A 19,278-nucleotide genomic window follows, 5' to 3' on the forward strand; every position below is an offset into this window, starting at 1 on the left:
GCTGGCCGATCGTTGTACCGCACCTGGGCGCCCGGCGATTCGTTGGTCTGTGTCCGTCAAAGTCCGGAAAGCTCGCCCGTTTTGGGGGGCGCGTGTGGTACGGCGGACCGCGGGGCGCGCGACGTGGCGCAGTCCACAGCGGACCGTGGCCGATCAAGCTGCCACGGCGGCGGCGCTACCGCGACAATGCCTGTGGACCGTACGCGATGCGTGCCGCGCGGCACGTGCGCTCGTTGTTGATGACGGGCGGTCAAAGAAGGACTAACCGATGGGCGAGGGGTACGCATGACCGACACCGGCCAGGTCCCGGGCGAGGGACTGCCGGAGAGCGCAGGCAGGGTGGAGCAGCCGGGCGTGCCAGCCCCGGCGGCGTACACCTTCGCCGACCCCTCCGAGAACCCCGCCGAGGACGACGACCTGCTGCTGATGCCGGGTGCCCAGGGCGCGTGGAGCGAGGCGCAGACCGCGCAGCCCGGGGCCGAGGCGGCGCAGCTCCCCCAGGAGCCGGTCGCGCAGGCGGCCGTCGCGCAGGGCCCCGTGGACCCGTCGGCCGCCGCCCAGTCGTACGCCGACGCGAACGCCGGTCAGGCGTACGCGGCCCAGGCCGCCGTCGGCCGTCCGGCCGTCGCTCACCAGCCCGGACCGCACGAGACGTCGGGCCGGGACAGCGGCTCCGTCGACCTCACCGGCGTTCCCCTGCACGCCTCCCACGGCGCCGCCCCCGCCGCGCAGCACAGCCCCACCCGGCGCCCGCTGCACCGCGGCCCGGCCGCACCCGCCGTGCCCGACGGCGCCGGGAGCCCCGTGCGCTCGCTGGCCGACCGCGGCCCCGCGGGCGGCACGCCGCACCCGATGCCCGTCCGGCACGCCGGTCCCCCGACCGCAGGACCCGAATACCTCGACATCCCGCGCGACGACGCGGGCGCGCTGCCCGGACCGCAGCTCGGCGAGATCCCGCCGCAGGCGGCCGCGCCGTGGACACCGCAGCCGCAGAACCCCCAGGGGGTGGCAGCAGAAACGGTCGTCCCCGTGGGCGCGGGGGTCGCGGGGGCCTCCGTGGGCGCAGGGGCATCCGTGGTCACGGGAGACTCCGGTGGCACGGAGAGCTCCGGCGTTGCTGGGAACCCGGGCGTCACTGGGAACTCTGGCGCCACAGACGTCACAGGTGCATCCGGGGTATCCGGAGGGCAGGGCGCCGCTCCGGTTCCGGGCGGCGGACCGGCGAATGGTGACGCGCAGGTGCCGGCTGATGTGCCGGTGACCGGCGACGGTGCCGGGCCGATGGACGGCCTGGTTCCCATGGACAGCGCCGTGCCGGTGGACGGCTCCGGGTCGATAAGTGGCTCTGTACCGGGCAGTGTTCCCGTTCCCGGCAGTGGCTCTGTTCCTGGGAGTGGGCCCGTCCTGGCGGACGGCGGCGTTCCGGTGGCTGGTGTTCCCGCGGGCGGCGACGCTTCGGCGGACGGTGCCGCCCAGATGGACGGTGTGGTTCCGGCGGATGGTTTGGTTCCGTTGGACGGCGCCGTTCCTGTGGACGGCGCGGTCGCCGTGGACGGCGGCGCGCAGCCGGGCGGCCCTGTAACGGCCGACAACTCCGTTCCGGGGGAGGGCTCTGCCCCGGCCGACGGCCCCGCCCTGGCCGACGGCTCTGCCCTGGCCGACGGCTCTGCCCTGGCCGACGGCCCTGCCCTGGCCGACGGTTCAGCGGCACCCGTGGGCCCCGATGCGACGGCCGACGGCCCGGCGCAGGCCGACCCGGCAGGCCCCACCGGCACCTCGACCCCCGCGCCCGCCCCGCACGCCCCCGGCGTGCCGGAGGCATCGGGTGCACTCGACGCCGGCGGTGCCCCGCACGCGACCCCGGAAGCGCAGGTCGCCGCCGAGGCGCACGCCCCGCAGCCGGCGCACGCTCCGGGCGCCACGTCCGCACCCGGCACCCCGGGAGCGGCCGGAGCCCCGGACCCGTCGGCCGTCGCGCCCACCGCGGACGCGGCCACGCACGTCTCCCAGGCGCTGGTGCCCGACCCCGCCGCGGTGGAAGCCGGTGCCACCGAAGCCCTCGCCACCACCCCGGCCGACGGTCCCGGCACCCCCGCCGCGCCTGTGCCCGCCCTCGCGGACGCCCTGGTCGCGGGCAACGGCCCCGTCGACACCCCGGTCACCCCCGCCGTCGCGGCGACCACGACCGAGCCGCTGCCGTCGGCCGAGCCGACACCCCCGTCCGTACCCCCGGCCGAGCCACATACCGGAGCGGACGCGTCTGGTATCGGCAGCGCAGCTCAGGACGCCGTGGCGACCCCCTCCGCCCCGGAGTCCCCGACCGCACCCGAAGGCCCCGAACTCCTGACCGCGCCCGCCCCCGCGTCCGCGTCCGCCGCGACCCCGCTCCCGCAGGCCGCGCCCGCCGGGGAAGCCGCCGCACCCGGAGCCCACCCGGGCACCCCGACCCCCGTCGGCACCCTCGGCTCGCCCGGCGCGCCCGCGCAGGACCAGCTCGCCGCCCCGCACGCCGCGGCCCCGCACGCGGCCGTCGCCCCGCAGGCGCCCGACGCCGCCCAGCCGTGGCCGGACGCGCACGCCGGGCAGGGACCCCACATCGCGGGGGCCACCTGGATGCCGGACGGCGACGGCTCCGCGCAGCCGTTCGTCGAGGTCCAGGAGGCCGCGCCGATCGGGCAGTTCGTCCCGGTCGACGGCCAGGTGCCGACCACGCCGCACCTCGCCCCGACCCCGCCGCGCCCCCTCTCCGTACCGCCGGAGTACTTCGCGCCGCAGCAGCCGGACGAGACCGGCGGCCACGAGGCCCCCGCGGCCGGGCCCGCCCCCGCGGACGTCACCCCGGAGCAGGCCGACACCACCCCGGGCACCGAGCCGGAAGCGGAACCCGTACCCGGCACGCCCTCCGAAACCGGGCAGCAGCCCGCAGCCACCGTGCCCGCACCCCGCGACGGAGCCCGGCCCACCGCCGAGCCCGCCGGGACGGCGGCACCCGCACCCGTCGACGCGGCGGAGGACGGCACCCCCTTCCCGTCCGCCCCGGAGACGACCGACCCCGACGAGCCGATGCACGCACCTCACCCGGCCGGACCGACCGACCCCGCAAGCCACCCCGAGCAGCCCGCCCCGGCCGTCCCCGTCGACGCCGACGCGCCCGAGGACCTGTCCACGCCCGCCGAGCAGGCGGACCAGGACGGCACCCCGCAGCCGCTGCTGCTCGTGGACGACGACGCCGCCGACGCCGCCGACCTCGACTCCGGCCTCGCCGAACCCCTCGCCCCCGCCGCCGACACCGCGGTGGAGCCGCCCGCCCCGGGCTACGCCGACGCCGAACGCGAGGCCGTGCTGCGCGTGATGCGCGAGCGCCGCGACATCCGCAACGGCTTCCGCGGCGACCCCATCCCGCACGAGGTGCTGCTCCGCGTCCTGGAGGCCGCGCACACGGCCCCCTCGGTCGGCCACTCCCAGCCCTGGGACTTCGTCGTCATCAAGTCCGCCGAGACCCGGCGCACCATGCACGAACTGGCCCAGCGCCAGCGCGAGGCGTACGCGAAGTCCCTGCCCAAGGGCCGCGCCAAGCAGTTCAAGGAACTGAAGATCGAGGCCATCCTCGACACCCCGGTGAACATCGTCGTCACCGCCGACCCCACCCGCGGCGGCCGCCACACCCTCGGCCGGCACACCCAGCCGCAGATGGCCCCGTACTCCTCGGCGCTCGCCGTCGAGAACCTGTGGCTCGCCGCCCGCGCCGAAGGCCTCGGCGTCGGCTGGGTCAGCTTCTTCGACGAGCGCGAGATGGTGCGCGCCCTCGGCCTGCCCGAGCACCTGGAGGTCGTCGCGTACCTGTGTGTCGGGTACGTCGACGAGTTCCCGGAGGAGCCGGAGCTGATGCAGGCGGGCTGGTCCAAGCGGCGCCCGCTGTCCTGGGTCGTGCACGAGGAGACGTACGGCCGCCGCGCGCTGCCCGGCGAGGACCCGCACGACCTGCTCGCCGAGACCGTCGGCAACATCCGCCCGCTGGACGCCAAGGCGCTCGGCGAGGCGTGGGAACGCCAGAAACGCATGACGAAGCCCGCGGGCGCCCTGGGCATGCTGGAGATCATCTCCGCGCAGCTCAGCGGCCTGTCCCGGATGTGCCCGCCGCCGATCCCGGAGCCCGCGGCCGTCGCGATCTTCGCCGGCGACCACGGCGTGCACGCCCAGGGCGTCACGTCCTGGCCCCAGGAGGTGACCGCCCAGATGGTCGCCAACTTCCTCGGCGGCGGCGCCGTCTGCAACGCCTTCGCCAACCAGGTCGGCGCCGAGGTCTGCGTCATCGACGTGGGCGTCGCCAGCGAACTGCCCGCGACGCCCGGGCTGCTGCCCCGCAAGATCCGCGCCGGTACGGCCGACATGACCACCGGGCCCGCGCTCTCCCGCGAAGAGGTCAAGGCCGCCATCGAGGTGGGCATCGAGACGGCCCGCGACCTGGTCGCGGCCGGCAACAAGGCCCTGCTCACCGGCGAGATGGGCATCGCGAACACCACCGCGTCCGCCGCCCTGATCTCCGTCTACACCGACACCGACCCCGCCGAGGTCACCGGCCGCGGCACGGGCATCAACGACGAGATGCACGCCCGCAAGGTGGAGGTCGTCCGCCGCGCCCTCGACCTGCACCAGCCGGACCCGGCCGACCCCATCGGCGTCCTCGCGGCCATCGGCGGCCTCGAACACGCGGCGATGGTGGGCCTCCTCCTCGGCGGCGCCTCCCTGCGCACCCCCGTCATCCTCGACGGCGTCAGCGCGGGCGCGGCGGCCCTGGTCGCCCGCGCCATCGCCCCCGAGGTCCTCGCGGCCTGCATCGCGGGCCACCGCAGCGCCGAACCGGGCCACGTGGCCGCCCTCAACAAGCTCGGCCTGCGCCCCCTGGTCGACCTGGACCTCCGCCTCGGCGAAGGCACCGGCGCCCTGCTCGCCCTGCCGGTGGTGCAGAGCGCGGCCAGGGCGATGCACGAGGTGGCGACGTTCGACTCGGCGGGCGTGACGGAGAAGTAGCCCTCCGGGCTCCGCTCCTCCAACCATTCAGCCCGTCCGGCGTTTGAGGACGAGCGCGAAGCGCGACAAACGGGGGTGCCAGGGGGCGGAGCCCCTTGGTTTCGGGAAGGGGTGGGATTGGGGAGCCCCCGGCAGGGCCCACCCCCCCCCACCACCCGAGCCACCCACCCCGCACCAAGGAAAGGCGCACCCCATGGCCACCGCTCACCCCGCCTACCCCGTAGGCCTCCGCCTCACCGGCCGCCGCGTAGTCGTCCTGGGCGGCGGCCAGGTGGCCCAGCGCCGCCTCCCGGCCCTGATCGCGGCCGGCGCCGACCTCCTCCTCGTATCGCCGGAGGCAACCCCCTCGGTCGAGGCGATGGCCGACATGGGCGAGATCACCTGGGAGCGCAGGGCGTACGCGGACGGCGACCTCGCCGACGCCTGGTACGCCCTGATCGCCACCAGCGACCCCGCGGCCAACGCCGCCGCCTCCGCCGAGGCCGAACGCCACCGCGTCTGGTGCGTCCGCTCCGACGACGCCGACGCGGCGACCGCCTGGACCCCGGCGACCGGCCACAGCGAGGGCGTCACCGTGGCCGTCCTCACCACCGAGGCCAAGGGCCGCGACCCGCGCCACACGGCCGCCATCCGCGACGCCGTGGTGGAGGGCCTGCGCGACGGCACCCTCGTCGCCCCGCACCACCGCACCCGCACCCCCGGCGTGGCCCTCGTCGGCGGCGGCCCCGGCGACCCGGACCTGATCACGGTCCGCGGCCGCCGCCTGCTCGCCGAGGCCGACGTCGTCATCGCCGACCGGCTCGGCCCGCGCGACCTCCTCGACGAACTTCCTCCGCACGTCGAGGTGATCGACGCGGCGAAGATCCCGTACGGCCGCTTCATGGCGCAGGAGGCCATCAACAACGCCCTGATCGAGCACGCCAAGCAGGGCAAGGCGGTGGTGCGCCTCAAGGGCGGCGACCCCTTCGTCTTCGGCCGCGGCATGGAGGAGGCCCACGCGCTCGCCGAGGCAGGCATCCCCTGCACGGTCGTACCGGGCATCTCCAGCTCGATCTCGGTGCCGGGCGCCGCGGGCATCCCCGTGACCCACCGGGGCGTGGCCCACGAGTTCACCGTGGTCAGCGGCCATGTGGCCCCCGACGACGAGCGGTCCCTCGTGGACTGGGCGGCGCTCGCGAAGCTCCGCGGCACCCTGGTGATCCTCATGGGCGTCGACAAGATCGGCCGCATCGCCGAGACCCTGACCGCCCACGGCAAGCCGCAGGACACCCCGGTCGCCCTGATCCAGGAGGGCACCACGGCCGCCCAGCGCCGCGTCGACGCCACCCTCGCGACGGTCGCCGACGCCGTGCGCACCCACGAGGTACGGCCGCCCGCGGTCATCGTGATCGGCGAGGTGGCCGCGCTGACCTCCGCCCCGCCCGCCTGACCGAGGCCGAGGACCGGCCCCCCGATCACACCGACCACCCCGCCCACACCAACGTAACCACCGGTAACGGAACTGGTTCCCAGCCGTTGGCACCTCACCCAGGACAAGGCAGTATCACCCTGTGGCCGATCTCCTCACCATCGAAGATCCCGACGACCCCCGCCTCAGCGACTACACGGGCCTGACCGACGTCGAGCTGCGCCGCAAGCGCGAGCCCGCCGAGGGCCTGTTCATCGCCGAGGGCGAGAAGGTGATCCGGCGCGCCAAGCTCGCGGGCTACGAGATGCGCTCGATGCTGCTCTCCGCCAAGTGGGTCGACGTCATGCGGGACGTCATCGACGAGGTCCCGGCGCCCGTGTACGCGGTGAGCCCCGACCTTGCCGAGCGGGTCACCGGCTACCACGTGCACCGCGGCGCCCTCGCGTCCATGCAGCGCAAGCCGCTGCCCACGGCCGAGGAACTCCTCCGGTCGCACCGCCGCGTGGTCGTGATGGAGGCGGTCAACGACCACACGAACATCGGCGCGATCTTCCGCTCCGCCGCCGCCCTCGGCATGGACGCGGTCCTGCTCTCACCGGACTGCGCCGACCCGCTCTACCGCCGCTCGGTGAAGGTCTCCATGGGCGCGGTCTTCTCCGTGCCGTACGCCCGCCTCGACGCCTGGCCCAAGGGCCTCGAAGGCGTCCGCGAGGCGGGCTTCAACCTGCTCGCCCTCACCCCGGACGAGAAGGCGAAGACCCTTGACGAGGCGGCGCCCCACCGCATGGACCGGGTCGCGCTGATGCTCGGCGCGGAGGGCGACGGCCTGTCCAGGCAGGCCCTGGTCGCCGCCGACGAATGGGTCCGCATCCCGATGGCGCACGGCGTGGACTCGCTCAACGTGGGCGCGGCGGCCGCGGTCGCCTTCTACGCGGTGGCGACGGGGCGCCCGGGGGCCTGAGCCAGAGGCTTGAGTCAGAGGCTTGAGTCAGGGAGGCCGCCTCGCGGTCCTCCCGGCCGGGTCAGCCCCGCGGCCCGTCCGCGGTCCGGTCCCGCGCGGCTCCGTCCAGCCGCTCGGGGTGCTGCCCTCGCTCCGGTACGACCACGGCGCTCACGCCGCCGTGCCCGTCACGCTCGGCGCCGAGCCCACGCGCGGGCCCCTGGCACCCCTGCGCCGCGGCGATCCCCAGGGCGACCAGCAGCGTCACGACGACGAAGACGAAGAGCCGCTGCCGAAGCAGTCGGGGATTGGCGGGCCGAAGCCGCGTGCCCGTGCCGTTGGGCCCCTTCCGCCCGGTGCCGCTGCGAGGCCCGGGCCGACCACCAGGACGCGAGGTGTCACGCGGGGCCGAGGGCCGCGAGCCGGACTGCGGACCGCCGGTGCGGGAGCCGCCCGTACGGGACCCGCCGGTCCGTGAGCCCCCGGTCCGCGAGCCGCCGGTGCGCGGGTCGCCGGTGCGCGGGTCGCCCGTGCGGGGCCCACCCGTGCGGGACCCGCCGGTCCGTGAGCCCCCGGTGCGCGGGGCGCCGGGGCGTGAGGAGCCGGTCCCGAACTCCCCGTGCTCCGTGTCGACACCGCCGTACGTGTCGGTGAGCGTCGGGCGGTCCTGGTCCTGACGCGGCGCGGGCGGCCGCACATCGCTGAGGCCCTGCGCCTCGCGCGCCGCGATCTCCTTGAGTCGCAGCGACAGTTGGAGCGTGCTGGGACGTTCCTCCGGGTCCTTGGCGAGACAGGCCCGCAGCAGCGGAGCGAGCGCGTCCGGCACCCCCTGGAGCTGCGCCTCCTCGTGCACGACCCGGTACAGCATCACTTCGGAACTGCCGTGCCCGAAGGGCGAGTCGGCCATCGCGGCGTACGCCAGCGTGGCGCCGAGCGCGAACACGTCGGTGGCGGGCGTGACGGCGGCGCCGCGCACCTGCTCGGGGGCGAGGAAGCCGGGCGAGCCGACGGCCGTGCCGACGTGGGTCAGGGTCGAGGCACCCGTCGCCCAGGCGATCCCGAAGTCGATGATCCGCGGCCCCTTCGGGGACAGCAGGATGTTGGACGGCTTGAGGTCCCGGTGCACGACACCGGCCTCGTGCACGGCGACGAGCCCCTCGGAGAGCGCGGAGCCGACGACGGCGACCTCGGCCGCGGCCAGCGGACCCTCGGCGGCGACCTTGTCGTGGAGCGAGGGCCCGGGGACGTACTGCGTCGCGAACCAGGGGCGGTCGGCCTCCAGATCGGCGGCGACGAGCCGGGCGGTGCAGCCGCCGCGGATGCGCCGGGCGGCCGAGACCTCGCGGGCGAAGCGGGACCGGAACTCCTGATCCTCCGCCAGATCCGGCCGGATGACCTTCAGGGCGACGCGCTGGCCACGGCGGTCGGAGCCCAGGTAGACCACGCCCATCCCGCCGGCACCCAGCCGCCTGTGCAGCCTGAACGAGCCGACGACACGCGGGTCCTCGCGCCTCAGGCGCATCATCGCCATGTTCATCCCCGCTGCCCGGTCCGTCTGACGAGCCACAGCTTACGTTTCCGCGGCCGGGCACGTGCAGAGGCCGCGCCCTCGCGGGCCGACCGATTGTCAGTGCCGGGTGGGAAACTTGAAAAGTGGTCAGGTGACGCGGCGCACCGGGCGCCCGCCGCCGCCCGACCGCCCAACCAGCCGTCGCTGAAGGGGGATTGATCGCGTGAAGGGTGACCGCGTGGAGATAGTGGTGGACGCCGGCGACACGACGCGTACGTACGAAGTGGTGGCGAGCCGGGCGGGCCGCCGGGTCGAGACGGCCGTCCGCAGGGGAGTGGTGGAAGTGAGCGAAGTCACCCGGCGGGGGTGCCCCCACGCCGTTTAGGCCGTGGGGGAGGCTCCGTGGTCCGCACGGCGCGGTTCATGGCGACCCGCGTCCTGGCCCTGGTGGAGCAGCCCGTCCCGAGGGAGGACAGCTCCGAGCGGCCCGGACGTCCCCTCGGGGAAGACCCTGAGTCCTAGGACCTCGTCTCCACCCACGGGAGTACTTGTGTGACGACCGGTCATCCTCGGGGAGGCCAGCCAATCGGTACGAGGGCATGACGCCCGACGCTCCCGCTGGACCTAGATTTGAGGTCAAGCGGCGGGTGCAGCACTCGTCCCCCGAGGTCAGACACCCGCCGCTGCCAGCTTCACCAACAGGTCAGGAAGGGAGAGAACCATGGCTGACACCGCGCCGCGGACGATGATCCGCACCCAGGGGCGGAAGCTCTCCAGCTTGGGCGTGCGGCCTTCAGGAACGCGCCACCCGCTGGTGGCCACGCTCATGGTCCTCCCCCTGGCAGCCCTGCTCACGGTCGCCTTCGGCGGCTGGGAGGCAGTGGTCACACAAGCGTCGTCCGTGGGCGTGATGCTGGGGCGCTGAGCGGCGCCCCAGGCCCGGAAGAGCGGTCCGGGCGGGGACATCCGGCCATGAAACCCCGTGGGGACGGGGGTGCGGCGGACGGCACGACAGCCCGCGCAGCTGGGGAGCTGCGCGGGCTGTTTCTTTTCCTGCTCCTCGCCGGGCCGTTCACCCCGCCGGAGTCCCGTACTCTCACGCGAGACGTACAGACACACCCCGGGGGACCCGTGACCGCCCTGCTGCCCGCCCTGACCGCCCAGGCCAGACTCAGGGCCCGCCACAGCGACGACTGCGCCTGCAGCGACCCGCACGGCGTCCTCGCCGACCGCCCGGACGCCACCGTCGTCCGGCACGCCCAGGTCGTGGCGAAGGCGCACGCCCCCGGCACCCCCGAACCCACCCTGACGGCCCGCCTCGCCGCGGCCGCTCACCCCGACCTCGCCGACACCCTCCTCGCCCCGCTGTCGCCCCGGCCCGACCGCCTCCACGACCGCCTGGTCACCCTCTGGCCGCACGGCACCCCGGTGGACCGCGACGACCCGGACGCGGCCCCCTGGGAGGCGGTGGCCGCCCTCCTGGCCCGCCTGCACCGCACCCCGCCCACCCGGTTCCAGGCCGCGCTCCCGCCGATGCGCGGCCCCGAGAAGGCGGCCCGTGCCGTGGCCCGGATGCGCGCCGCCGCCCCGCACCCGGCCGCGTCCCCGGTGGAGCGGGCGTGGGCGGTCCTGCCGCCCTGGGCCCGCGACGAGGCCCCCTACCCGGGCCCGCCGCACCTGTGCCACGGCGATCTGCACCTGGGCCAGCTCGTCCGGGCGCCCGAGGGCCGGTGGCTGCTCATCGACATCGACGACCTGGGCACCGGCAACCCGGCCTGGGACCTGGCCCGCCCCGCGGCCTGGTACGCCTGCGGGCTGCTGCTCCCCGAGGAGTGGACGTCGTTCCTGAACGCCTACCGCGCGGCGGGCGGCCCCGCCGTGCCCGCCGACGGCGCGGACCCCTGGCCCGCCCTCGACGTACCGGCGCGGGCGCTGACCGTGCAGACGGCGGGGCTGGCGATCGCCAAGGCGGTGGCGGGGGAGCGGGCCCTCGACGAGGTCGAGGAGACCCTCGTGGACGCCTGCCGCCGGATGGCCGCCGTCCCGCCCGACTTGGCGCCGACCTGCGCGAAGTAGGGTGCACTGCACCACCGCCGGGCAGACATCCGGCGAAGCAGTAACGACCGGCGAGGAGTTGAGCCGACCATGCAGTGTCCCAAGTGCCACGCACCGATGCACACGTACAACCGCAATGGCGTCCAGATCGAGCAGTGCAGTGGTTGCCGCGGGATATTCCTCGACTACGGCGAGCTGGAGGCGCTGACCCGGCTCGAGAGCCAGTGGAGCGGTCACCAGCCCCCGCAGGCCCCACCGGCGGCACCGGCGTACCCGGCGGCGCCCGCGCCCGCGTGGGGCGCCCCGCACGGCAGCCACCACGGCCACGGCCACCACGGTCACAAGCGGCACAAGAGCTTCGGGCACATGCTCTTCTCCTCCTGAGGACTGCTCCTTGGGAGCGCACACGACGAAGCCCCCGGCCGTGGAGACGGCCGGGGGCTTCGTGGAGCTGGTGCGCGATACTGGGATTGAACCAGTGACCTCTTCCGTGTCAGGGAAGCGCTCTCCCGCTGAGCTAATCGCGCAGGTCAACCTGCAGATGCAGAAGCTGGTGGGGCGTACTGCGTGCGCGATACTGGGATTGAACCAGTGACCTCTTCCGTGTCAGGGAAGCGCTCTCCCGCTGAGCTAATCGCGCGGGGAAACCTCTGCATGATCAAAAGTCCATGATCAGAGATTCCAGTGGACGATACTGGGATTGAACCAGTGACCTCTTCCGTGTCAGGGAAGCGCTCTCCCGCTGAGCTAATCGTCCTTGGAGGTGGAGACGGGATTTGAACCCGTGTAGACGGCTTTGCAGGCCGTTGCCTCGCCTCTCGGCCACTCCACCAGGAGTTACGGGGGGTTCGGGAAGATCCCCCGCGGTTCCTGCGAGCGGACGACCAGGTTCGAACTGGCGACCTCAACCTTGGCAAGGTTGCGCTCTACCAACTGAGCTACGTCCGCTTGTCTTTCCCGGTCCGCTTCCGCGTCCCGGCGACGTGTTGAACTCTAGCGGATTCCTGGGCCAGTACAAAAACGCGTTTGCGCAGCGTGCTGCGCTGGTCACCTCCTCGCCGGGGCCCGGGGCGCGCTCGGGACACCGGCCATAGACTCGCAGCCGTGCACGACCTGTCTCCTCTGGCGCGCTTCGGCGGCCTCGTCGCGACCGATCTCCGGGACGTGACCAGCGACCCTTCCGCCCTGGACTCCGCGGGCTTCTGGGCGGTGTCCGCGGACTTCGAGGGCCGTCTGGTGTGCGCGCGCTTCGGGCGGGTGCGCGAAGAACCCGTCCCCGCGCCGGTGCCGGGCGCCTGGCGCGGCCCGGCCGCCGGTGACTGGACGTCGTCGCTCGACCGCGCCGCGTACACGGAAGGCGTGCGCCGAGTCCGCGAGCACATCGCGGCCGGGGACGTGTACCAGGCCAACCTCTGCCGCGTCCTTTCCGCGCCGGTCGCCGAGGGCGCCGACGTGGACGCCCTCACGGCGCTCCTCGCCCGCGGGAACCCCGCTCCGTACGCCGGAACGATCCGCCTGCCCGGCCACGGCGTGGAGACAGCCACGGCCTCCCCGGAGCTGTTCCTGCGCCGCGCGGGCCGCGTCGTCGAGTCGGGGCCCATCAAGGGCACCGGGCGCACCGAGGCGGACCTCCTGGAGAAGGACTACGCCGAGAACGTCATGATCGTCGACCTGGTCCGCAACGACCTGGGCCGCGTCTGCGGGACCGGCACGGTGACCGTCCCCGACCTGTGCGTCGTCGAGAAGCACCCGGGCCTGGTCCACCTCGTCTCCACCGTCCGCGGCGAGCTCGGCCCCGGCGCGGGCTGGCCCGAGCTGCTCGCCGCCACGTTCCCGCCCGGCTCCGTCACCGGCGCCCCGAAGTCCAGCGCCCTGCGCGTCATCGACGCCCTGGAGACGGCGCCGCGCGGCCCCTACTGCGGCGGCATCGGCTGGGTCGACGCGGACCGGGGCACCGGCGAGCTGGCCGTCGGCATCCGGACGTTCTGGATCGACCGGGGCGAAGGCGTGCTGCGGTTCGGCACGGGGGCGGGGATCACCTGGGGCTCGGACCCCGAGGGCGAGTGGCGCGAGACGGAGCTGAAGGCCGAACGGCTCCTGAAGGTAGCCTCGGGCACGTACGCACCCAGCGAAGGATCCCCCTCGTGCTGTGCTTCTCCGGGGGACAACCCCCGGACCCCCGGCCGAGCAAGCGGGCAGGACGGGGCACACGGAACGACATCGCAAGGTGAGACACAGTGAAGATTTGGCTCAACGGCGGCCTGCAGGACCTCGACTCCGCGCGGGTCTCCGTGCTCGACCACGGCCTGACCGTCGGCGACGGCGTCTTCGAGACCGTGAAGGCGGTCGCCGGGCGGCCGTTCGCGCTGACCCGCCATCTGGACCGGCTCGCCCGCTCCGCGCGCGGCCTCGGTCTGCCCGAGCCGGACCTGGACGAGGTGCGCCGCGCCTGTGCCGCCGTCCTCGACGCCAACCCGATGGCCCTCGGGCGGATGCGGATCACCTACACCGGAGGCCTCTCGCCGCTCGGCTCCGACCGCGGCGACCAGGGCCCCACGCTCGTCGTCGCCCTCGGCGAGGCCGCCCGCCGCCCCGACTCCACCGCCGTGATCACCGTCCCCTGGACCCGCAACGAACGCGGTGCCCTGACCGGCCTGAAGACCACCTCGTACGCGGAGAACGTCGTCGCCCTCGCCCGCGCCACCGAACAGGGCGCCACCGAGGCGCTGTTCGCCAACACGGTGGGGCAGCTGTGCGAGGGCACCGGGTCGAACGTCTTCGTCGTGCTCGACGGCGAGATCCACACGCCGCCGGTGTCCTCCGGGTGCCTCGCCGGGATCACGCGCGCGCTGACCGTGGAGTGGACCGGCGCCCACGAGACCGACCTTCCGCTCGACGTCCTCGACCGCGCCGACGAGGTCTTCCTGACCTCGACGCTGCGCGACGTGCAGGGTGTGCACCGCGTCGACGACCGTCAACTGCCGGGCGCGCCGGGCCCGGTGACGGCCAAGGCGATGCGGGTCTTCGACGAGCGCGCGGGCGACGACCTCGACCCGTAGGGGACGAGCGGTCCCGGGCGGGGGCGGACGGCGCGGAGCGCGCGCGGGGCGTAAATCCGGATGACGCGGGGGCGCTCAGTGGGTACAACTCCCGTGATGACCACGACCCTGCGGCCGTCCGGGCCGCTCCACGAGAGCTCCGAGGGCGCCAAGTCGCGCGACTACGACGTCTGCGTGAACAGCCGCCCCGTCGGCCGGATCAAGCTGGCCACGAGCGCCGCCTTCGGGGCGGACGTCGCCGAGATCCTGGACCTGCGCATCGACGCCCCCGACCGCGGGCGGGGCCGCGCCACGGTGGCGGCGCTCGCCGCCGAGGAGGTCGTGCGGGGCTGGGGCTGCACCCGGATCGAGGCGTCCGTGCCCGCGGGCGCCCCCGGCGCGCTCGCCCTGGCGACGGCGCTGGGTTATGTGGAGCGCAACCGCCAGATGAGCAAGCCGCTGCCCCTGAGTCCGCCCGAGCTGCCGGGGGACACGACGGCACGCGCGATGACGGAGGAGGAGTACGCAGCGTGGATCGCGCACTCCAAGGACGCCTACGCGCAGGACTGGATCGACCGGGGCGTCCCCGAGGCGCAGGCGCGCGCCAAGGCCGATGCGGACATGGACAGTTCCCTGGCCGACGGCCTAGCGACCCCCGGCGCCCGGCTCAGCGTCCTGATCCACGCGGACGAGGTCGTCGGCACCCTGTGGGTCGTGGAGCGCGGCAGCGAGATCTCCGTCCACGACGTCGAGGTCCGCGGCGAGCACCGCGGCCGCGGGTACGGCCGTGCCCTGATGCTCCTCGCCGAGCGGCAGTGCCTGGAGGCGGGCAGGGAACGCGTCGCCTTGAACGTCTTCGCGGGGAACACCCCGGCCCTGCGCCTGTACGAGTCGCTGGGCTACGAGACGACGGCGTACTCCCTGTACAAGCCGCTGCTCTAGGCCGTACAGGCCGCTGCTCCAGGCCGGGCGGCCGCTAGCCGGCGAGGAGGCGGTCGGCGATCTCCTCGACGCGCTCGCGCAGGCCGTCCTGGCTCTTGCCGCCGTCCAGACGCTCCCCGCCCACGACGTACGTCGGCGTCCCCGTGACCCCGATCGCCTTGCCCTCGGCCTGGTCGGCGTCGACGATCAGGATGTGCCGGCCGTCGACCAGCGCGGTGTCGAACTCCTCGGCGTCGAGACCGAGTTCCCGCGCCACCTCGACCAGGAGGGGTTCACCCTTGCGGTCCAGGTCCTCGACGCGGTCCAGGACCGCCTTGACGTACTCCCAGCCCTTGCCCTGCGCCAGGGCCTCCTCGGCGGCCTGCGCGGCGGCGAAGGAGTGCTTGTGCTTCTCCAGGGGGAAATGGCGAAGCCGCAGCTCGGCTCGGTCGCCGTAGCGGGCGCGCAGGGTGCTCACGTCGTCCAGGGCGGTGCGGCAGTCGGGGCACTGGAGCTCGCACCAGATGTCGATGACGAGGGGGCCCGCGGGGGCCGCGGGGGAGGAGTCGCTCATGCGCCCAGTGTCCCAGCCCCGGGGAACGGGCCCCAACCGGGACCCGGGGCGCCGCCCACCGGCACCTGGGGAGGAGCCGTGACCCGGATATCTCCCTGATGTCCTCGGTGACCATGGCTTCCGGCGCCCCACCAGGTGCAGGATGGAGGGGACACCAGCGACACAGCACCGCGCCCGCACGCCTGGAGGACCGCGATGATTGCCGAGACCATCTGCTCCGCCGTAGCCGCGGCCGGCCTCGGCATCGCGGCCGTCACGGCCTACCGCAAGCGATTCCTCGCCGCCGCCCGCCTCGCCGCGTACTCCCTGGTCCCCCTCGGCCTGGTCATGACCGGAGCCGTGGAGTGGGCCGCCGAGACGGCCTTCAGCCCGGTCGCCTGGACGGGCTTCGGCGTCCTCGGGGCGGCCTGGCTGCTGTTCCTGGCGACCCGCGCCGCGGAGCGCCGCTCCGGCGGCACCCGCAAGGAGCGCCGGGCGGCGGCGAAGGCCGCCCAGCGCGAGGCCGTCGCCCCCGCCGCGTCCGCGCCCTCCCTGGGCCCGTCCGGGGCGGCCGGACGCCCGCAGGTCGCCCCCGCCGCCAAGCAGAAGCAGAAGAAGGCCGCGGGTGGCGAGGACTTCAGCGACATCGAGGCCATCTTGAAGAAGCACGGCATCTGAGGCGCCGGAGAGGCGCGGGGGAGCACGGAACCAGCACGGAACCAGCACGGCTCGCGGCGCGCTCTCCGCGCCGCGTTCCACATTCCGGGACCTCGTTCGAGCGTATCGACGGACACCGTTCGCAGGTGCGCCACGCCGGGCCCGCGAAGGTCACGGAATGCGGCGAACTCCCCAGCGATCCGCGCGTGTTGGTCAGCGGCACCCCCCGCGCTGCGTCATCATCACCGCGAGATGCTGGACACCACCACACAGAGCGATCCCGCCCCGCCCGACGAGCGGGACACCGCCGCCGAGCGGCGCGAGGCCGCCGACGAACCGCGAGGCTGCCTCTTCGCGCTCTCCCAGCCACCGCTGATGATCTTCCTGGCGGTGATCGGCGGCCTGCTGCTCATGGCCTCACTGCACGACCTGCTGCTCCTCTAGCCGCGACGACGCCGCGGACGCCGCGGACGCTGGGGGCGCCTGCCCGTCCTGTTCGAGGCCCGCGGCCTCCCTGCGGCGGGCCCGGTACGCGGCCACGTGCAGCCGGTTCCCGCAGGTGCGGCTGTCGCAGTAGCGGCGCGAACGGTTGCGGGAGAGGTCGATGAAGGCGCGGCGGCAGTCCGGCGCCTCGCACCGGCGAAGCCGCTCCTGCTCGCCCGCGACGACGAAGAAGGCGAGGGCCATCCCGCAGTCGGCCGCCAGGTGATCGGCGACGGAGGCGCCCGGCGCGAAGTAGTGCACGTGCCAGTCGTAGCCGTCGTGGTCGGTCAGGCGCGGCGTGGTGCCCGCGGCCGCGATCAGCTCGTTGATGAGGGTCGCCGCCACATGCGGCTCGGTGGCCGCGAAGACCTCGGCGAAGCGGCCGCGGATGCGGTGCACGCCCGCGAGGTCCCGCTCCGTGAGCACACCGACGTCGCTGATCGCGTTGCGCTTCACGAACTCGTTCAGCGCCGCGACGTCCGCGAGCCCGTCGGCCGCGGCGCCGCTCCCGGCGCCCTCGGCGCCCTCCTCGTCTGGCGCGGAATTCACCAGATCGACCACGGCGTCGAGCGCGCACCGGGTGTCGTGGGTGATCAGCACGATTCGCTCCCTGGCCTGGGGGTCGGGCTGGGGCCCGCCCGATGCTGGCCGATGCTAGCGGCTCGCGCCGCGCACGCCACGGCGCCGGCGCCGCGGAAATCCGCGACACCGGCGCCGGTGCCTGCTGCCTGCCGATATGTCGTTGTCGTACCCGCGCCGTCGCCCCGAGTCGGACGGCGCCCTGCGCTCCCGGACCGTGGCCGGACTAGCTTTCGGCCAAAATGTGCGAGAGCTCCGTGTCGAGATCGAAGTGACGATGTTCGGTGCCGGGCGGCACGGCCGCGTCGGTACGCTTCAGAAACGATTCCAGGGCCCGCGCCGGGGCCTCGAGCAGAGCCTCACCCTCGGGGGAGCTCAGGGCGATACAGACGACGCCCTGACCGTGGCTGCGGGACGGCCAGACACGGACGTCGCCGGTGCCGGTGGGCCGGTGCAGGCCCTCGGCGAGGAGGTCGCGGGCGAACACCCATTCGACAGTCTCCTCGGCTCCGGTGTGGAAGGTGGCGTGCACGGCATAGGGATCGGCCGTGTCATACCGCAGTCCTGCGGGTACAGGCAGTGAGGACTCGCTCGACACAACGAGGCGCAGGTGCAGCTCGCAGCTGACCGTGGTGTTCATAAGCGCCAGGGCCTTTCGCTCAGTGTGCGCTCGGGGATTCGCACGTCGGCGAAATCGACATGCCACCTACGGTGCCGTTGTAAACCCCTCTGGGAGTTTTGGGTGTCTTTAGGTGGCTCGTATGGCGGACTGTCCGATTGGTTCGTACGGCCATTCCGGTGACGGGTTTCTGTCCGGTAAGGTTTGGCGGCATGAATACGGGGAGTGACGAGTCGAAGGTGGCCGACGCCGTCGACGACGTGGCCGAGCAGGTCAAAGCCGAGAAGCCCTTCGGGTCCAAGGCGCCTGAGTTCATCAAGGCCCGCAGGACGCTGCACCTCAGCTGGCAGGTCGGCGTCTTCATCGTGGGCCTGGCGGTGGTCGTCGCCGGCATCATCATGCTGCCCCTGCCGGGACCGGGCTGGGTCGTGATCTTCGGTGGCATGGCGATCTGGGCGACCGAGTTCGTGTGGGCGCAGCTGGTGCTCCGCTGGACGAAGCGGAAGGTCACCGAGGCCGCGCAGCGCGCCCTCGACCCCCGCGTCCGCCGGCGCAACATCATCCTCACGAGCATCGCCCTGGTGATCGTCGGGGCCCTCGGCGGGATCTATCTGTGGAAGTTCGGCATCCAGATGCCCTGGAAGATCAACGATCAGTGAGGCGGGCTCCGTCGGGGTGCGCGGCGCCCCGGTCGGGGTGGTCGGAGGCACCCTCTGACATGGGGTAATGTTCTCTCTGCGCCCGGGCGATTAGCTCAGTGGGAGAGCGCTTCGTTCACACCGAAGAGGTCACTGGTTCGAACCCAGTATCGCCCACCCGGGATTGTGGCCCGGAGGCTGGAAACAGCCTCCGGGCCACTGTCGTATGTCCGGAAGTCCGCCGGATCGCATACGCGGCCGTATGTGACGGCCTTTCATGGAATTCGCATCCCGTGCGAGCCTTCCGGAATAACTCGTTCCTATTTCTGCGAGTTGACGATCCGTCCGCTCTGTCGCGCGGAAATCGACCGGACCGCAGACTGGTCCCATGGACTGGTGCCATTACCGCTTCCGCAGCGTATGGAATCTGCCCGCCGCACCCGAGACGGTGTACGCCGTCCTGGAGCGGGCCGAGGACTACCCGCGCTGGTGGCCACAGGTGCGCTCCGTGACCGCCCTCGACGGGCGCACCGGCACCGCCCGCCTGCGCTCGCTGCTCCCGTACGACCTCGTCGTCACCGCCGAGGAGAGCCGCCGGGACCCCGGCCGCGGGGTCCTGGAGATCACCATGACCGGCGACCTGGACGGCTGGGCGCGCTGGACGCTCACCGCGGTCGACGGCGGCACCAGGGCGCGCTACGACCAGGAGGTCGACGTCCGCAAGGCCCTGATGCGACGCCTCGCCGTACCCGGCCGGCCCCTGTTCCTCGTCAACCACGCCCTGATGATGCGGTCGGGGCGGCGGGGGCTCGTCGCGTACCTGGAAGCGGTTTGAACCAACCGCGC

General features: G+C 73.8%; 17 protein-coding genes, 6 tRNA genes and 1 pseudogene. 15 read left to right on the forward strand and 9 right to left on the reverse strand.

The window, feature by feature from the left end; all coding sequences use genetic code 11:
* Positions 1-285: 285 nt before the first annotated feature.
* The 3 genes from cobT (at position 286) to AB6L24_RS12600 (ending at position 7,400) form a co-directional block, all read left to right on the forward strand.
* Positions 286-5,031, forward strand: a complete 4,746-nt coding sequence (gene cobT, locus AB6L24_RS12590; protein ID WP_405655146.1) for a nicotinate-nucleotide--dimethylbenzimidazole phosphoribosyltransferase — start codon at positions 286-288, stop codon at positions 5,029-5,031.
* Between the two features lie 193 nt (positions 5,032-5,224).
* Positions 5,225-6,460: a uroporphyrinogen-III C-methyltransferase gene (gene cobA / locus AB6L24_RS12595; RefSeq protein WP_405655147.1), complete on the forward strand. Its 1,236-nt coding sequence runs from the start codon at positions 5,225-5,227 to the stop codon at positions 6,458-6,460.
* Positions 6,461-6,581: 121 nt separating this feature from the next.
* A complete protein-coding gene (locus AB6L24_RS12600; RefSeq protein ID WP_405655148.1) occupies positions 6,582-7,400 on the forward strand; it encodes a TrmH family RNA methyltransferase in 819 nt (272 codons plus the stop codon).
* A gap of 61 nt (positions 7,401-7,461) precedes the next feature.
* Here AB6L24_RS12600 and AB6L24_RS12605 read toward each other — a convergent pair whose 3' ends face one another.
* The gene (locus AB6L24_RS12605) at positions 7,462-8,916 is read right to left on the reverse strand and encodes a protein kinase domain-containing protein (protein ID WP_405657141.1); all 1,455 of its coding nucleotides are present in this window, start codon (positions 8,914-8,916) and stop codon (positions 7,462-7,464) included.
* A 196-nt stretch (positions 8,917-9,112) separates the two neighbouring features.
* Between AB6L24_RS12605 and AB6L24_RS12610 the strand changes: the two are divergent.
* The 4 genes and pseudogenes from AB6L24_RS12610 to AB6L24_RS12625 all read left to right on the forward strand — a co-directional run bounded on the left by AB6L24_RS12610 (position 9,113) and on the right by AB6L24_RS12625 (position 11,328).
* Positions 9,113-9,411: pseudogene (locus AB6L24_RS12610) on the forward strand (hypothetical protein).
* 199 nt (positions 9,412-9,610) lie between these two features.
* Positions 9,611-9,814, forward strand: coding sequence for a hypothetical protein (locus AB6L24_RS12615; protein WP_030360535.1), 204 nt, complete (start codon positions 9,611-9,613; stop codon positions 9,812-9,814).
* Positions 9,815-10,020: 206 nt separating this feature from the next.
* Positions 10,021-10,965, forward strand: coding sequence for an aminoglycoside phosphotransferase family protein (locus AB6L24_RS12620; RefSeq protein WP_405655150.1), 945 nt, complete (start codon positions 10,021-10,023; stop codon positions 10,963-10,965).
* 69 nt (positions 10,966-11,034) lie between these two features.
* The gene (locus tag AB6L24_RS12625) at positions 11,035-11,328 is read left to right on the forward strand and encodes a zf-TFIIB domain-containing protein (protein ID WP_380852941.1); all 294 of its coding nucleotides are present in this window, start codon (positions 11,035-11,037) and stop codon (positions 11,326-11,328) included.
* Positions 11,329-11,396: 68 nt separating this feature from the next.
* Here AB6L24_RS12625 and AB6L24_RS12630 read toward each other — a convergent pair.
* The 5 genes from AB6L24_RS12630 to AB6L24_RS12650 form a co-directional block, all read right to left on the reverse strand.
* Positions 11,397-11,471 (reverse strand) — tRNA-Val (locus AB6L24_RS12630).
* A gap of 41 nt (positions 11,472-11,512) precedes the next feature.
* Positions 11,513-11,584 (reverse strand) — tRNA-Val (locus AB6L24_RS12635).
* A 45-nt stretch (positions 11,585-11,629) separates the two neighbouring features.
* Positions 11,630-11,701: transfer RNA gene (locus AB6L24_RS12640), tRNA-Val, on the reverse strand.
* A 1-nt stretch (position 11,702) separates the two neighbouring features.
* Positions 11,703-11,776, reverse strand: a tRNA-Cys gene (locus AB6L24_RS12645).
* 43 nt (positions 11,777-11,819) lie between these two features.
* A tRNA-Gly gene (locus AB6L24_RS12650) sits at positions 11,820-11,892 on the reverse strand.
* A 156-nt stretch (positions 11,893-12,048) separates the two neighbouring features.
* Here AB6L24_RS12650 and AB6L24_RS12655 point away from each other — a divergent pair.
* From AB6L24_RS12655 to AB6L24_RS12665, 3 genes are all read left to right on the forward strand, one after another.
* Positions 12,049-13,185, forward strand: coding sequence for a chorismate-binding protein (locus AB6L24_RS12655; RefSeq protein WP_405655151.1), 1,137 nt, complete (start codon positions 12,049-12,051; stop codon positions 13,183-13,185).
* Entirely contained in the window at positions 13,182-14,003 is an 822-nt protein-coding gene (locus AB6L24_RS12660; RefSeq protein ID WP_405655152.1) for an aminotransferase class IV, read from the forward strand. The genes AB6L24_RS12655 and AB6L24_RS12660 overlap by 4 nt, the downstream gene beginning before the upstream one ends.
* Before the next feature lie 96 nt (positions 14,004-14,099).
* Complete coding sequence (locus tag AB6L24_RS12665) at positions 14,100-14,924, forward strand: GNAT family N-acetyltransferase (RefSeq protein WP_405655153.1); 825 nt, start codon at positions 14,100-14,102, stop codon at positions 14,922-14,924.
* Positions 14,925-14,958: 34 nt separating this feature from the next.
* On the opposite strand, the gene AB6L24_RS12670 is transcribed toward AB6L24_RS12665, so the two are convergent.
* Positions 14,959-15,477 carry a DsbA family protein gene (locus tag AB6L24_RS12670; protein WP_405655154.1) on the reverse strand — a complete coding sequence of 173 codons (519 nt, stop codon included), beginning with the start codon at positions 15,475-15,477 and terminating at the stop codon, positions 14,959-14,961.
* Positions 15,478-15,672: 195 nt separating this feature from the next.
* On the opposite strand from AB6L24_RS12670, the gene AB6L24_RS12675 reads away from it, so the two are divergent.
* Entirely contained in the window at positions 15,673-16,134 is a 462-nt protein-coding gene (locus AB6L24_RS12675; RefSeq protein ID WP_380893737.1) for a hypothetical protein, read from the forward strand.
* Between the two features lie 231 nt (positions 16,135-16,365).
* Complete coding sequence (locus AB6L24_RS12680) at positions 16,366-16,557, forward strand: hypothetical protein (RefSeq protein ID WP_405655156.1); 192 nt, start codon at positions 16,366-16,368, stop codon at positions 16,555-16,557.
* On the opposite strand, the gene AB6L24_RS12685 is transcribed toward AB6L24_RS12680, so the two are convergent.
* Entirely contained in the window at positions 16,531-17,196 is a 666-nt protein-coding gene (locus AB6L24_RS12685; protein WP_405655157.1) for a CGNR zinc finger domain-containing protein, read from the reverse strand. The two genes, AB6L24_RS12680 and AB6L24_RS12685, sit on opposite strands and share 27 nt — an antisense overlap.
* A gap of 205 nt (positions 17,197-17,401) precedes the next feature.
* A complete protein-coding gene (locus tag AB6L24_RS12690; protein ID WP_003959770.1) occupies positions 17,402-17,815 on the reverse strand; it encodes an SsgA family sporulation/cell division regulator in 414 nt (137 codons plus the stop codon).
* A 191-nt stretch (positions 17,816-18,006) separates the two neighbouring features.
* Here AB6L24_RS12690 and AB6L24_RS12695 point away from each other — a divergent pair, with 191 nt between their 5' ends.
* The 3 genes from AB6L24_RS12695 (at position 18,007) to AB6L24_RS12705 (ending at position 19,267) form a co-directional block, all read left to right on the forward strand.
* Complete coding sequence (locus tag AB6L24_RS12695) at positions 18,007-18,453, forward strand: TIGR02611 family protein (RefSeq protein ID WP_405655158.1); 447 nt, start codon at positions 18,007-18,009, stop codon at positions 18,451-18,453.
* A gap of 84 nt (positions 18,454-18,537) precedes the next feature.
* Positions 18,538-18,609, forward strand: a tRNA-Val gene (locus AB6L24_RS12700).
* 211 nt (positions 18,610-18,820) lie between these two features.
* Entirely contained in the window at positions 18,821-19,267 is a 447-nt protein-coding gene (locus AB6L24_RS12705) for an SRPBCC family protein (RefSeq protein WP_405655159.1), read from the forward strand.
* Positions 19,268-19,278 lie beyond the last annotated feature (11 nt).

Source organism: Streptomyces sp. RK9 (assembly GCF_045070545.1).
Lineage (GTDB): Bacteria > Actinomycetota > Actinomycetes > Streptomycetales > Streptomycetaceae > Streptomyces > Streptomyces alboflavus.